This is a genomic window from Rhodoflexus caldus, assembly GCF_021206925.1.
Taxonomy (GTDB): domain Bacteria; phylum Bacteroidota; class Bacteroidia; order Cytophagales; family Thermoflexibacteraceae; genus Rhodoflexus; species Rhodoflexus caldus.
Genome location: NZ_JAJPRF010000010.1, coordinates 112,449 through 125,940, shown reverse-complemented (window position 1 = coordinate 125,940; position 13,492 = coordinate 112,449). Strand labels below are relative to the sequence as shown.

Here is a 13,492-nt window from a genome sequence, read left to right as displayed (position 1 = left end):
GCCTGGAATTCCTGCTCATGGCACTTGGGCACAACCTGCGCAAAATGGTGGCAAAGGCCCGCCGTTTTTTTTATCATTTTTTAGCCCTATATCGCGCCTTGCGGAGGCTAACAACCCTGTTCTACAAGCCATGCTTGCCCATAAAGCACAACCAAACTCTGTTATTGGCTAGTACTTAATGAAAAAGGCCGCCCCTTTTTGGACGGCCTCTTTTAGCGAATTAATATTCAGTTTCGTAGCGAGGGCAGGACTCGAATTTTGTTTTTTAGCAGTCTGTTTTTCAGACCTTTGCCCAGCCGCGAGTAACCATGTACCCTTTACGATGCCCTTGTTACCTTCATAACACCAGGCTTTTTCTCCGGATACATCTCTATAATACTCGCGGCATCATCCTTTCCCACGCTCAAACGTTCCTCTATCCTGCCGAGCCGCTCGGCCAGCAAGGACTTCAAAAACTCTTTGTCCCTTTTGAGTTCCTCAATCAAAGCATCTTTTGCCGCAATCAAGTCATCGCTGGTGCTTGTTTGCGGTTTTTTATAGCTTTTAATAGCCGTTCCATCGCTTTCATAAAGGCGCTCCATATCCACCTCCAAAGCCTCCGCAATTTTGAGCATCACCTTGGTGGAGGCATCTCCACGCTTAAATAGTGTGTGTAACGTAGACTCGGCGATTCCCGCCTTTTTAGCTAACTCTTTGAGTGTCATGTCTTTAAGAGCTGCTAATTTCCGAATGTTTCTTTCAGTTGTTTCCATAAAAAAAAGTTTATGTTAGGTATTGCATTTAAACGATGTTTTCGTAGTTTTGCAAAGTCAAAGTATTAAAAGTACTTTTGGTACTCAAAGTAACTAAAATACTCCGACATGAGCAAAACAGCCCCGAAAAAAGAAACAACCAAAGTCCACTGGGATTTTGAAAAACCGCTATTGCGGAATATCCGTGTTGTTGCTTTGAAGGCAGGAGTAAGCCCTGCCGAATACGTTCAGGAGGTGATGAGGCAGCATCTTGCATCTCTTCCTCCAATTGATTTCAAAGCGGCAATTGAGGAACAAGACACATATAAGGGAGTTGAACTCCCCTACTAATTAATATCATGGAAACCATTTTGATTGCCTTTTTATTTGCCTGCGTGGTGATTGTGGCTATCGTAGTAGCTGCACGTCCTAAGGCAGAGCCGCCGAAGCCGGAACCACCAAAGCCGGAACCAGGTCTGAAGGTTACACACCGCAACCGAGACGCGCTATGATACAATTTGCGCTCGGTATCGCTTGGGAGTGTTGGTAGTTTGATTTGATTTCTGAGAGATTATTGCTCGGGCTGGCTTCATCGCCGGCTGTACGTGGCAAAGTTGAAGGAATAAAAAAGCGGGAGCGCCACCAACGCCCCCGCAATAAGAGAAACCAATTTTTAACCTTATTTCCACAAAAGTAATGCAAAAAATCGTATTCGCAATGCTTCTGCTTTTGGCGGCTGCCTGCCAGCCTCATAGCAGGTTGTATAGCGCTCGGAGCGCTACCCTGCCCAATGGCACGAAAGTAACTCACGCTGCTGGAGTGGTTTTCATCGGCCTGCCCGATAAAACACTTATCCGCATCAATACGGAAACAGGCGCAATCCTTCGCGCAGATTCAACCTTGAACTACAAAATGCTCTATACATATGAAAATTGAGACCTTTCAAAGAGCGGCTGAAATTGTGAGTGAAATCACAGATATCAAAGCCACCCTGCATAAATTTGATGCCATACAAGCGCCCTTTGCGGGCATATCTTTCTACTTTGGCGATGGGTTAGATAAGGAGTTCATATTCCCTCCCGGTGGTCTTGGAAGGCACTTTATTCCAGAAGTACGTGCCATGCTCTCTGAGCGCCTCGCTGCGCTGGAGGCAGAGTTTGCTGCCTTGCAGGACGAGGATGAGCCTGAGCCTTACCACACCCTGCTGCCCCCCAGCAGCATGGAAATTGCGGCCAGCGCCGAGGAAGGAGCGCAGCAATGATTTCCCGTGAAGACCTTCATAAAAAAGTAGATGAGATTTTCGACCGCCTAAAGGCAGAGGAAGCACATGTAGCGCTCATCATTTCCCTCCCGAACCCAGAAGCAGAAATTGACTGCGCGATCCATTTTAATAATAATGCAGGCATTATTTCAGATGCTTTCTACCAAGCTATGGTTGATGATAGAATTGTCAATAAAATATTGAGACAAGCCGTAGCGAAAATCGTTGAGCAAACTTTAGCAATTATTGTCGGAGGTACACCTGAGACATGAAGACGCTTGCTTTTTTCAACCGAAACGACCTCATAAGGAGCAAACGCACCAAAGAGGTCTTCCGATGCACGCAGGTACTGCCTGATAAGGTAGTGTTCATAGGCGACGACTCCGGTAAAATGGAAGTCCCCGCGCCTATTCCAACCTCTTTTTTTATTCGCTTTGAAATAATAACTGCGGCGGATGCTTACTATCCCCGCGCATAAACCGAGAAACCATGTCAGAATTAGAAGCCATTTGGGTGGGTATCAAAAAGCGTACTTTGTACGCAGCCACCGCCTCAATCGGGATTCTTTTTGAGTTCCAGAACCACCGCACCTTGTTTTTAAAATTCATGGAAAGCCTTTACGGTGAGCTTTCCTTCATGGCTCATTTGGGAGCCGTTGCCGGTGCAGCCTTTTTTGTTGGCAGTATTGTTGCCACCGGCCTGCGTAAACAACGCGCCGCAAGTTGGACAATCGCCTCTATTACGGTTGGTGTGAGCTTTACGGTTTACGCCCACCTGTGGCAACCAGGTGTTACAGCCATCAATGGCGCAATCGTTATTCTGTCGGGCTTCCTGCCCTTTGCCGTTGCCTTCTTTATCCACAATGTTGGGTACGGCATCCCCGACGATACGCAGGATGTTGATGAGGTTGCCGAGCTGGAAAAATGGGCAGCAAATGAGCAGGCAAAGGCTGCCGTCCGAGCCAAATACGCCAACCTAGACTGGACGACAAAGGACAAGCAAGCATCCATCCCTGTCCCCGAAGTCAAAACAGCGCCTCCCCCACCTATCAACGGTACTAAAAAGCCGAATTATGAGTTTGACATTGAAAATTTTCAATAGCCCTGCCGGACTCTCCCCTATCCGGCAGGGAAGTCAGAAAACCTCAGTACGAGTTCGATATTGCTCCCACCCTGTGCGCAAACTGCGGGTTGCCTTTTCAAAAAAAATCCGCAAGGCATACCTACTGCTCGGACTCGTGCCGGTATGAAGCCCACGATAAGCGAAACGGGACAACCTTTAAAATATTCAGTAAATAAGCTAACACGTTAAAACGTGTTAGCCAACGAATAAAAAAAGTACAATTGCATATATGAGACTTTTTTACCAACGAAAACACCGCAATTAAAATGGCCAAGGTTCAATTTCATCTTCAGGATTATACAGAGCTTTTAACGGACATTATTGCCGTCCTGAGCCAGGCACAATACACCACCACCAACTCGCACAACCTACGTGCGGCGGGTGGAGCATGGGCAGCACGCGGCCTGCTGGAAAGCGCTCAGAAGGCGGTTATCAGGAGCGCTTCCAAGGCGCTCAAAAACCCGCAACTGAGCGCACCGTTCCTGCTCAGTACCGCAGAAGCAATTGCAGTCGCAGCCTTTGTCCGTCCGTTCTACGAGGGCACAATTGCCGACTATTGCCACATGCAGGTAGGCCATATGGTTCAAGAGGAACTTGAACCGCAGGCATCTTTCCCGCACGGTTTGGTGGACAATTCTGCGCCGTTTTATGCTGATGCTGTGCGCTGATAAGCTGTAGCTTTGCCGGTGCATGAATAGTGTAGTTTAGTTAAATAAAAGTGAGGCTCCCTTTTGGGAGCAGCCGCAGGGTAGGGGACTTTCCTCTGCTTTGCACACCGAAGTCAGGCGCATTCACAAGGCTTCAAAACGTTCATAAGCGCCGCTAAAAATACCATTAAAAATAGTTCCCGAATCGCTTGCTATGTGCCGAAAGGGAACGTAATGTTGCAGTATAAAACGCTGCTAATCAGTTTTTTAAGCGTTTACGCTGCGCTCCAGAGCCACGGAGCGCAGCAGGTGGCTCAAACGCTCATTTTGCCTCTCACAGGCATGGAATGCCCAAAAAAACACCCTCAAAAATGAGGGCTGGCATCGCCTTGACTTTTCGGAAAAACGGCGATTTTTTTTGCGGCGACCGCCATGTAACTGTTCAGCGGCAAGCATTGTGGTTTATCCTTAAACAAGATAACCGTTCAAAAAAAATGTTCATGTACTAAAAAATGTTTAACAATGTACGGTGAAAAACGCGACAACTCGCAAAAATCGCAAAACGCTTCAAATTTTGGCCGCTTTGAGCGCCTCGGAAGCACTTTCAGATGGCGAATTTGCTTTTACAATGGCACTATTCGCATCGGCTATTCAAAACCCCTCGGACAGGCAGAACCCTTTGCCTACGACAAAACCCAACTGATGCAGGCTATCCTGCGCCGTTTGCTCATCAAAAACGGCTACCTGCAAAAAATCCAAAGTATAGAATGGTTCAGGGTCTGCGGACACGACGAAAAAGAAGACTACCCTATGTTTTCGCTTTATCCGGCTGAGTGGCGTTTTGCTCCAAACATGCTTCAGGATTTCTCCAAAGGAGAGCTGGAGCCTCTCCGTGAAATTCTGGACTCATTTTACACATCGCCTGCGGACATTTACGGAGTGGCGAACCCTTCAAAACCAACAATGGGTGAGCTGCTCGGCATCAAAAAAGCTCCCGAACCGCCCAAAGACAGCCTGCCCAACCTGGATACGATGATGAGTAAAAGCTACATCGGAAAAATAAAGAGTTGGACTGAGTTTGAAAACATTGTCCGCCGTATGCGAGCGGATAAACGCTTTCAGGTAGGAGAGGTGAACGCCTTCATGTCCAAAGCGATTGAAAACAACCCTGTTTTACAAAAATAACCACCCAAAACCCAAGAGAAACCATGACACCTTACGGAGAAGAATGGAAAAAAGAGGTCAGCAAAATGAGCAAAGCTCAAATTATAGAGCTGGCCGCAAAAATCGGAACGGAAAAAAATGTGCTTGAAGCCAAAGTGGAGCGCTATGAAATTCTGGTCGAGCTAAGAGACAGATGTCGAAATTATCTAATGTCGGTACAGCCAGAAGACATAACGGTTGAAGACTGCTTAGAAGAGCTCGGCTTTGGACGGAATGGACTTAACTTTTAACCACCCAAAAAACAAGAGAAACCATGACACCAATTCAAATTATTAGCAATGAAGGAATTGAAACGTTCTCAATAGAGTAACAACTCACATAATCGCACCAACGGGGGGTAAAACCCCCAAGGGATTTAAGCCTCACCCTCCGGTGGGGCTTTTTTTTGCCCGAAAAAAAATCTGAAAAAATATTTGAAAAACGTCTTGCGTTTTTCAAACGGGTTTAGTAGCTTTGCTACATAATTAAAAAAGAGAAACCAACCACCATGAAAACATTTAAGCTCACAGTAACCCTCACAGTATCCGAGGTATGGATTGAGGATGGCTTTGATGCCACCACGCCAGAATTTGCCCAAAGCCTGGCCGAGACAATCAAAGAAAATTATCTTACATACGCCTACGACCACGAGTTCCAGGTAGGAGTAGGAGTAGAAGAGAGACTTGATGTACGACTACGTGAGCACCAATCTCGCATCAAAAATAATTGAATACCTCAAGGCAGGTCGCCAAGTGAACATGAGGATGACTTGGAATGATAAGAAAGAGAAAGAGGCACTTCAGGCAGCCGTAAATCGCTTTGAAGAGGCTTACAATAACGCAATCAATGGAAGAAACCCCAAATAAGCCCACTCGCGGCGGTCGGCGCTCCGGCGCTGGCCGCAAGGCGAAGGAAAACAAGGCGCAGACCTGCACCTTCCGACTGTCTCCAGAGGCTCTGGCCATTGTTCAGGCAGAGCCACCGCGCAAGCGGAGTCGTTTCGTAGATGCCGCTATAAAGGCATTCTACGAAAAGAATAAACCTTACATAGAATTTGAAGAAACCCAATTTTAACCACCAATGGAATATAAAGAATTTATTGCTAAAAACGAAGGCTGCTACCCCACAATGTGGTCAGCCCAGTCTGGCTATGTAGCCACCACCAAGTACCCTAACCAATTTGGTGAGGGATCGTGGACGGAAGGAGTCGAGTACAAAGTGCTGGACGACGAGCACATTGCCTGCCAGGTCGGAGGCTCGCATAGAGACAATCAAGGGTGGGAAATCCTCTCTCCAGAGGAGTTCTTCGCCCTAATTAGGGAGGACGCTCAGTACTGGCTTGAGCAATAGAGTTTTTGAAGTAGATACATAAGACCACCATTTAACATGAAAACACCCACCAAAGAGCAAAAACAAGCCTTTGAGCTTGCTTGCAAAAAGTACCACGAGGCTAATCCAACGGATGCCCGTATTGACTATGATACCTACACATGGTTTAAAGGAAGTAACGTGGTTGTCAAGGCAATAGACTTCCACCCACGCACCATATTACCCAAGGCTTGTAATAAAATAATTTATTACAAAGACTTATTGGCAGAGCCTGTTTAGCGCCCTTTTTTGAGCCTTTTTCGCGCCATTTTTAGCGCTTCCACGACGTTGGAAGCGCTTTTTTTGTGTTCATGGTAAAGACAAACGACATCCGGCTGATGGTGGAGCGCAAAACAGGCGTAAAAGCTCGTGCCACAGCCAAAACCCGCGATAGGGTAGCGGTTACTTTTGCCGACCGCCTGCCTGCCGAAATAGCCGACGCACTCCGAATGAGGCGTGAAGCTCGGTACATTTGCCATTCTGCGGCAGAATGGTTACAAATGTTAGAGGCGCTTCCTGAGCGCTCAGAAGTTGGTTCGGGAGTGCTTTCGGAAGTACTTCCACCCGCACCGGAACCTGAAACCGCTCCCGCTCCCGTACCTGAGCCAAAAGCACCTGCGGAAGTAGTTGTGCGCCAGCCGGAAACCAAGGCAAAATCACGCGAAACCGAGCCGATTGCCAGAGGCAATGCCGTTACAGCCTACCGTGCGATAACGCCGCTGCTGCGGGAAGACGCGCAGCCATTGCCAGAACGCTACGCACCGGACGAGGCTTCGCCTGTCCATTACGCCTGTAAGCACCTTGCCCCCGTGTTGGAGTATGCCCTCAAATCGGCATCTCATCAGGACACGTGGCAGGCAGACAAAGCAGCAGAACAGATGATGAAGGCTGCCGAGGACATGCTCAAAGCCTTGCAAAAAATTACCGATCCCCGCGACCCCGCAAAAAACCTTCACCCAAGCATTCAAAGCCTTTTACATCACCTGAAACAATATGCAACGCAGAACAGCTAATTTTATCATGGTACATTGCACTGCATCACCGCAAACTTGGGGCTGGCAGGCGCTTAGGGATTATTTCCTAAAAACCCTCCGATGGAGCAGGGAAGGTTATCACGTGGTTATTGAGCCGGACGGCGCAGTAAAGCGGCTGGTGGATAACGAGCTGCCGGCCAACGGTACGCGCCCTTTCACAGACGCTTTCGGCACGAGGTTCAGCAATGACAATACCATACACATTGCCTGGATTGGTGGCATAGACAGGCAGGGCAATGCTGTGATGAACATGACTGAAGCGCAGCAGGTAAGCCTTGCCAATGTACTGCACTGGTATGAGTGCAACTATCCAAGCGCCTTTTTTGTCGGCCACAATCAGGTAGCAGCCAAAATGTGCCCGTGCTTTGATGCACGCCGCTTTCTGCCGCAGATTGGTGTGCCTGCCAGCCGCATTTATCGCCACGATAACTTCAACATCAACCGTTTCAATATTCCTAAGATAAACAATGAGTCAAGCCTTAGAATACATTAACCACAACGGTGTGGATTTGGAAAAACTGCCTGCTGCACTTAAACAAGCAGTAGAGGTACTCCAGCGCTACCGGATAGACCTCGCCGAGGAAAACCTGTATGATGAGGTTTCCCGAACGGCCAATGCGTACCGTTCCTTGGATATCCAAACCCTGCGCGATTTGCAGGTATGGGTAGCCGGCAGACGCGAGCACCCGCAAATAGGGCAGGTGGTTGAACCAGAACCCGAACCCGAACCTGAGCCGGAACCCGAACCCGAACCCGAAAGCACTATTGCCCCAGAGCCTGAGCCGGAACCTGAGCCGGCAGAAGTGAAGCTGCAAATTCTTGTGAACTTTCTCCGACAGCGTAAAAAAACAGTAAAGCTCAAAGAGTTGCGAGAGGCTGGTTATGATGTCAGCGAACTGCTTGCAAACGGTTCTGAGACTATTTACCAACTGCGCATCAGCAAGAAGGGGAGGCTGTTTCCTTACTATGAAATTTCCAAAGCCTTAGACTAAAGTTTTACTTTAAAAAAAGGCACTCAAAAAACTAAAAATCAGTAATTTAGCGTTATGAACTTTTTAAAGCACCTCCCGAAAATCACCGCTTTGCTGGCCGACATGGTATCTGGCAAACAAGTGAAGGCTGCCCAAACGATTTACACCATCGCCAGAGATGATTTGTCAGCACTTAACAACGTGCTTACTAACTTCTTTGGCCACATCCGTCATTTTTTTGCCCGTCAGGAACACCTGCACGAGCAGAAAATTGTAATGATCGTCAGCCTGGATGAGGGAGGCGACGACCTTGTATTTGCATTCCATCACGTAACTAACAAGGGCATAACAAAAAAGCCCTATTACTACACATACTCAGAAGACCTGAAAGCGCTTTTGCTGGATTCCATAGTAAAAAATGAGGATTTGGAAAAAGCCGTACAGGAATTTATTATCCGTATTACTTACTCCGATGATGCCAATGAGCCAACAGCAGCAGGCTTACTCATTGAAACAGGTAATTGAAGACTGCGCCGCAGAGCTGAGTGCCAGCCTAAACACCCGACAAAAAGAGCAAACAGAAACAGTTTGGAACTTTATGCTTGAGCAGTACGCCAAGCACAAAGAAATGGCGGTGGCCGACATCCTGTTCAACAGAAAACACAACTTCACCTTTGCCAAAACGGTGCTGATGTACTGCGCTAGCAATCTGGGCATTGAGTCTGAATTTATCGCGGAGAAAACTCGTATGTCCGTCTCGTCAGTCAAAAAACAAATCCGAAAGCACGGCAGACGGATTGACGGAGCCTTCGGTAAACGAGGCATTTATGGAATTATGCGAAAAGAATCAATAGCTCTTATTAATGCTTCGCAAAAACTATTAAATTTTTTAGAAAATGAGCAGCGAAATGATATCTCCCCTTGTGGCGGAGGAGAAAATAATTCGTGATTATAGCTTGCCCAACCAAGAAGCGGCGGACAGTCTTGAAGATTTTGCACAAATGGAAGCCGACCTTGCGGATGAGGAGGAGGCATGGTCGCCACCACCTAAAAGAAAGCCTGCTTACGAGTTTGTCGAGCCGGTAGGCAGACCTGCCGCAGACCCCGATTTGCAAGATGTAATCAATCGGCAGTCTGAAGAAGTGGAAGCCGAGCCCATGTCGTTCGTCCCTCCCGATGAAGACGAATTGGACGACCTGCTCGCAGATGCCAAAAGCGAAATGGATGCGGGAACACTAAACAGCAAAGCTGCTGCAAACGCAAAAATGTACGTTAGCATTGCCGATGGCATCCTGAGCAACTTAGTATTCCATTTCTTGCTGAAAATACCGGAAGGCGAAATCATACAGGCAACCTCTGCCGGCACACTTCCGGATGACAGCGTTTTGAAATCAGTTCGGCAAATCAACGAACGCAGCAAAGACGTTTCCAAAATTCCGGAGCAGGCAATGCTGCAAGATGCAATCGCCGATTACATACGACACAAAGGAGCAAAAGCCATCCTTGGCGCTGAAGCGCAGTTGTTTACTACTATCGGATACGTGAGCTTGATTTATGTAGGCAATGTAACTGCTTACATGCAAGAAGTTCGTGCCGTCCGTGCAGACATCAAGCAGGCATTAGAAAAAGCGAAAGGAGGGGAGAAGAAGTAATGGCGCGAGAAAGTATGCTGATATTGGCCACCGGCCATGTTGGTGTTGGTAAATCGCACCAGACCATGTTGGAGCTTAAAAAGTACATACTTCCAAACCCTGAAACTAAATGGCAAGGTGGCAGCGTTTTGATTTTTGACCCAAACAACGAAGGTGAACATTATGGATTTATTCCTGTGCTGGATTTTGATATAGAAGAAGAAAATCTACGTAAAAGAACCGAATCGCTGCGGAAGGTGGTAGAGGCAAATAAAAGAGGCATTCGCAGCATTTATCGCGTGATTGGTTACACAAAAGCAGGGCAACCAATGACTATTCAACAAAAGTTAGAAACTGCCATAACACTGCTGCAAACCTACAAAAACGGGCTGCTTTTGCTGGAAGACACACGTAGCTATATTAAAAACTTTCTTGATACGGACATAGTGAGCAAACTGCTTACCTTCCGGCACAGCAACTTAGACATCATTATCCATTTACAAAGCCTTAGCTTGGTATCGCCGCAGTTATTTCAAGCTGCAAAGGTGGTGCGATTTCACAAACAGTTAGATGAGATTGACCGCTACAAAGACCGCGTGCCCAACTACCAACTGTTCAAGATTGCGCAGAACTTAGTAAACAGGCGTTACCGCGAAGGCGACAGCCGTTTTTTCGTTTACGTGCATACGGACAAAGAACTGATTCAAGGCAAATACACCGAGGACGAGTTTAGGCAGGCTTGCGCTGAATTTCTCTTCAAAAATCAGTCTGCCTACACCAGCGAGCAGTTTGAAATTGCCCAACGCAACCCCAAGCTCAACGCACAGAAATTGCGGGCGCAGGCGCAGGAAGAATGGACAGACAGACACCTCAAATATATGGCAGGTTAATTTTTCACCCGTTTATGAGCCTTTTTAATCCCTTTTTGCTTCGTATATGAGCCGAAGGGATTTTTTTTTTGTGCAAAAGAAATGATGGCAGCGTCCATTGATGTTATCAAGCGAAAAACGATTAAATTATGGCATCTAATAAAAAAACAAATGTCCTCGAACTCGTAGAGGATAGCGAAGTTGTTATTACAGGAAGCGTAAAAGTAAATTTTCAATTTGTAAAGAATGATATACCTAAGGAAAGATTTTTGCAAGAAATCAAAGGTATTCTTCTTGAAGCCATAGAATCTTATTATTTCCCAAACGGATACATGTGGCCTGATTTATCTACTTTTAAAGCACGTAGGAGAAGAACATTACCTATTTACGTTAAAAGAAAAAAAAATAAAATGTAACGTAAAACTTAATCATAAAATATGGCACGTAATCTTAAAAAAGGCTCTAATTGGTTTGAAACAAAGAGCCTAAAGAGAGCACTCGAGTATGTTAAATTCAGGTATGAAAACTACAGTAAACCATCGGACGCTATTTATTCCATCGTTATGATGGAATCTCCAATTTTGCGAGTTTGTCCACATCGTGATGCAAAAAAATTAGAAAAACAGGGATATGAAATACTTCCAATAAACAGAGAATTGTTATGAAAAATTCAAGTTTGAGAAAAAAAAGAATCTCTATCAAGAGCTCCATGTGGTATGCTTGGAGTGGCGCACATGATTTGAATGAAAGAAGAGATTTTTTAACTAAAATCGGCGTTATTACACCCGATGAGCATCCTGTAAAACTTGCAATTAAGTTAAAGGCGTGGGGGCACGATTTCAACGAAGCAGCAAAATTGCTTAAAAAGAATCCTGCCTCTTTAAAGAAACAAATAAACGAGTATGTTGCAATAATTCAATTGCCTGACGAAATATTGGCGCAAGCAGCAAGAATTGCATCGGGAGAAGATTACTCAAACTTAACATCAAAACAGATTAAGTTTGAAGGGGGGATTTTTAGACGAGATTTTTTAGAAGAGGGAGCATCTGGTAATTATCCGTACATGTCTAATGCTTTGAAATTTTTAAAAAAGCATATTACGTAACGTAGCCTGTTTATACCTTTTTTTATGCCACTCCCTGCGCCTTTTAAAGGCCTTTTTGCTGCTCATTGCAAAAAAAAGGCTTTTTATTTTGTGCGTAAAGCAGAATGTCTAACATAAATATGAATTAATTATTTATGCCCGAGAGAATACAGAATAACGCTGAGATTCGCAGTATTGTGAACGGCAGCGGCACAAAATCCGACAAAGCACGCAGGCTGGCCGCTATTGGTGTACCTGCTGCCGAAATCGCGCGGCTGCTCAATATGTCAGCCGGCCACGTTCGCCAATCAATTGTTGGTAGAAACAGAACGTCTAACAGAAGTACCTCATCAACCGAAAGCTCAACGTCCACCAGACACACAACTTCCATTGATACCAATAACGCTGAGATTCGCAGTATTGTGAACGGCAGCGGCACAAAATCCGACAAAGCACGCAGGCTGGCCGCTATTGGTGTACCTGCTGCCGAAATCGCGCGGCTGCTCAATATGTCAGCCGGCCACGTTCGCCAATCAATTGTTGGTAGAAACAGAACCTCGTCGTCTGGCAGAAGTACCTCGCGCAGAGTGGAGCAAGTTAGCGCATTAACGAATGAATCGGCAACTGGAAGAGTGAGTCGTGTATTGCGAAGAAACCGCACCTCTCAAAGTGAATTGCCTCCAAGTGTTCGGGCAGCATCTCAGACAGCGGGAGTACAAGTTACTCGTGAGGGCGCTTCAACACATGAGGCATATACAATAGAACTTGAACGCCATCCTAATTTTAGGCGTAAATTTGGCGTTGAAATTGAATGTTTTTTGCCAATTGAAGGAGGAGATTCTGCTGTCTCAAAAGCGAGACTGATTGATAAAATACGACAAGTAACCGGACAAAATTTTAAAGCGCATCACGACTCTTCCATACTTATTCCTTCAGGTTCTTACTACGCAGTAGAAGTCGTAAGTCCTGTTTTAACAGGTATTGAAGGTTTAAAATCTCTCAAAAAAGCCTGCGATGTGTTGAACGAAAAAGGCGCAGAAGTAAACAGGAGTTGTGGTTTTCACGTGCATTTTGATTCTCAAAACTTTCAGGTAAAGGATTGGAAAAATATTGTTGGAAACTACGCAATATTGGAAAACGATATAGATTCGTTTCTTGCCCCCTCGCGGCGTGGTGATTCAAATTATTACACAAAAAGTCTCAGAAAAGAAGGCGACAACGGATTTAAAACATTGATGAAAGCACTCGAATCGTCCGATTTGACAGAATTAAGACGTAAAACAAGAATTGACAATCGTTACCATAAGGTGAATCTTTATACGTACCTGAAAAATCACAATACGATTGAGTTTCGCCAGCATCATGGAACAATAGATTTTCACAAAATGGCTGCTTGGATTCTTTTTCTCGATGATTTAGTAAAATTCAGCGAGTACACTGTTGCAACAATAGGTGGCGATGAAGTTTTAGAGAGATTCGTAAATCCAGATGTAATGTCTCACATTATATTTCGCAGGCAGCACCTCAGTAATAATTACCCAAATTAACCTTTTTTCAGGACTTTTTTCGGT

The 13,492-nt window shown here is 45.8% G+C and carries 24 protein-coding genes; 23 read left to right on the top strand and 1 reads right to left on the bottom strand.

The features are described 5' to 3' along the window. Positions 1-317: 317 nt before the first annotated feature. Entirely contained in the window at positions 318-752 is a 435-nt protein-coding gene (locus NDK19_RS12075) for a helix-turn-helix transcriptional regulator (RefSeq protein ID WP_250632147.1), read from the bottom strand. Between the two features lie 108 nt (positions 753-860). Here NDK19_RS12075 and NDK19_RS12070 point away from each other — a divergent pair, with 108 nt between their 5' ends. From NDK19_RS12070 to NDK19_RS11960, 23 genes are all read left to right on the top strand, one after another. Then, positions 861-1,082 carry a hypothetical protein gene (locus NDK19_RS12070; protein WP_250632146.1) on the top strand — a complete coding sequence of 74 codons (222 nt, stop codon included), beginning with the start codon at positions 861-863 and terminating at the stop codon, positions 1,080-1,082. 345 nt (positions 1,083-1,427) lie between these two features. Next, positions 1,428-1,667, top strand: coding sequence for a hypothetical protein (locus NDK19_RS12065; protein ID WP_250632145.1), 240 nt, complete (start codon positions 1,428-1,430; stop codon positions 1,665-1,667). Between the two features lie 25 nt (positions 1,668-1,692). Next, entirely contained in the window at positions 1,693-1,992 is a 300-nt protein-coding gene (locus tag NDK19_RS12060) for a hypothetical protein (protein ID WP_250632144.1), read from the top strand. Then, on the top strand, positions 1,989-2,264 hold the full coding sequence (locus NDK19_RS12055) for a hypothetical protein (protein WP_250632143.1): 276 nt from the start codon (positions 1,989-1,991) through the stop codon (positions 2,262-2,264). Before NDK19_RS12060 ends, NDK19_RS12055 begins: the two co-directional genes overlap by 4 nt. Next, positions 2,261-2,470, top strand: coding sequence for a hypothetical protein (locus NDK19_RS12050; RefSeq protein ID WP_250632142.1), 210 nt, complete (start codon positions 2,261-2,263; stop codon positions 2,468-2,470). The genes NDK19_RS12055 and NDK19_RS12050 overlap by 4 nt, the downstream gene beginning before the upstream one ends. Before the next feature lie 11 nt (positions 2,471-2,481). Beyond that, the gene (locus tag NDK19_RS12045; RefSeq protein ID WP_250632141.1) at positions 2,482-3,093 is read left to right on the top strand and encodes a hypothetical protein; all 612 of its coding nucleotides are present in this window, start codon (positions 2,482-2,484) and stop codon (positions 3,091-3,093) included. A 287-nt stretch (positions 3,094-3,380) separates the two neighbouring features. Beyond that, positions 3,381-3,782, top strand: a complete 402-nt coding sequence (locus NDK19_RS12040) for a hypothetical protein (protein ID WP_250632140.1) — start codon at positions 3,381-3,383, stop codon at positions 3,780-3,782. A 501-nt stretch (positions 3,783-4,283) separates the two neighbouring features. After that, positions 4,284-4,946: a hypothetical protein gene (locus NDK19_RS12035; RefSeq protein WP_250632139.1), complete on the top strand. Its 663-nt coding sequence runs from the start codon at positions 4,284-4,286 to the stop codon at positions 4,944-4,946. A 23-nt stretch (positions 4,947-4,969) separates the two neighbouring features. After that, positions 4,970-5,215, top strand: a complete 246-nt coding sequence (locus NDK19_RS12030; protein ID WP_250632138.1) for a hypothetical protein — start codon at positions 4,970-4,972, stop codon at positions 5,213-5,215. Positions 5,216-5,472: 257 nt separating this feature from the next. After that, a complete protein-coding gene (locus NDK19_RS12025) occupies positions 5,473-5,694 on the top strand; it encodes a hypothetical protein (RefSeq protein ID WP_250632137.1) in 222 nt (73 codons plus the stop codon). Positions 5,695-5,783: 89 nt separating this feature from the next. Beyond that, positions 5,784-6,038, top strand: a complete 255-nt coding sequence (locus NDK19_RS12020) for a hypothetical protein (protein ID WP_250632136.1) — start codon at positions 5,784-5,786, stop codon at positions 6,036-6,038. A gap of 6 nt (positions 6,039-6,044) precedes the next feature. Next, positions 6,045-6,314 carry a hypothetical protein gene (locus tag NDK19_RS12015; RefSeq protein ID WP_250632135.1) on the top strand — a complete coding sequence of 90 codons (270 nt, stop codon included), beginning with the start codon at positions 6,045-6,047 and terminating at the stop codon, positions 6,312-6,314. A gap of 36 nt (positions 6,315-6,350) precedes the next feature. Continuing rightward, positions 6,351-6,572 (top strand): hypothetical protein, encoded by a 222-nt coding sequence (locus NDK19_RS12010; RefSeq protein ID WP_250632134.1) that lies wholly within the window; start codon positions 6,351-6,353, stop codon positions 6,570-6,572. Between the two features lie 71 nt (positions 6,573-6,643). Then, positions 6,644-7,345, top strand: coding sequence for a hypothetical protein (locus tag NDK19_RS12005; protein ID WP_250632133.1), 702 nt, complete (start codon positions 6,644-6,646; stop codon positions 7,343-7,345). Beyond that, positions 7,326-7,859 carry an N-acetylmuramoyl-L-alanine amidase gene (locus tag NDK19_RS12000; RefSeq protein ID WP_250632132.1) on the top strand — a complete coding sequence of 178 codons (534 nt, stop codon included), beginning with the start codon at positions 7,326-7,328 and terminating at the stop codon, positions 7,857-7,859. Before NDK19_RS12005 ends, NDK19_RS12000 begins: the two co-directional genes overlap by 20 nt. Further along, positions 7,834-8,358 (top strand): hypothetical protein, encoded by a 525-nt coding sequence (locus tag NDK19_RS11995; protein ID WP_250632131.1) that lies wholly within the window; start codon positions 7,834-7,836, stop codon positions 8,356-8,358. Before NDK19_RS12000 ends, NDK19_RS11995 begins: the two co-directional genes overlap by 26 nt. Positions 8,359-8,412: 54 nt before the next feature. Further along, entirely contained in the window at positions 8,413-8,862 is a 450-nt protein-coding gene (locus tag NDK19_RS11990; RefSeq protein WP_250632130.1) for a hypothetical protein, read from the top strand. Then, positions 8,810-9,286, top strand: coding sequence for a hypothetical protein (locus NDK19_RS11985; protein ID WP_250632129.1), 477 nt, complete (start codon positions 8,810-8,812; stop codon positions 9,284-9,286). The genes NDK19_RS11990 and NDK19_RS11985 overlap by 53 nt, the downstream gene beginning before the upstream one ends. After that, positions 9,246-9,989, top strand: coding sequence for a hypothetical protein (locus tag NDK19_RS11980; protein ID WP_250632128.1), 744 nt, complete (start codon positions 9,246-9,248; stop codon positions 9,987-9,989). The genes NDK19_RS11985 and NDK19_RS11980 overlap by 41 nt, the downstream gene beginning before the upstream one ends. Then, positions 9,989-10,858 carry a hypothetical protein gene (locus NDK19_RS11975; RefSeq protein WP_250632127.1) on the top strand — a complete coding sequence of 290 codons (870 nt, stop codon included), beginning with the start codon at positions 9,989-9,991 and terminating at the stop codon, positions 10,856-10,858. Before NDK19_RS11980 ends, NDK19_RS11975 begins: the two co-directional genes overlap by 1 nt. A gap of 128 nt (positions 10,859-10,986) precedes the next feature. Beyond that, positions 10,987-11,253, top strand: coding sequence for a hypothetical protein (locus NDK19_RS11970; protein WP_250632126.1), 267 nt, complete (start codon positions 10,987-10,989; stop codon positions 11,251-11,253). Positions 11,254-11,498: 245 nt separating this feature from the next. Next, positions 11,499-11,942, top strand: coding sequence for a hypothetical protein (locus NDK19_RS11965; RefSeq protein ID WP_250632125.1), 444 nt, complete (start codon positions 11,499-11,501; stop codon positions 11,940-11,942). A 134-nt stretch (positions 11,943-12,076) separates the two neighbouring features. Next, positions 12,077-13,468, top strand: coding sequence for an amidoligase family protein (locus NDK19_RS11960; protein ID WP_250632124.1), 1,392 nt, complete (start codon positions 12,077-12,079; stop codon positions 13,466-13,468). Positions 13,469-13,492 lie beyond the last annotated feature (24 nt).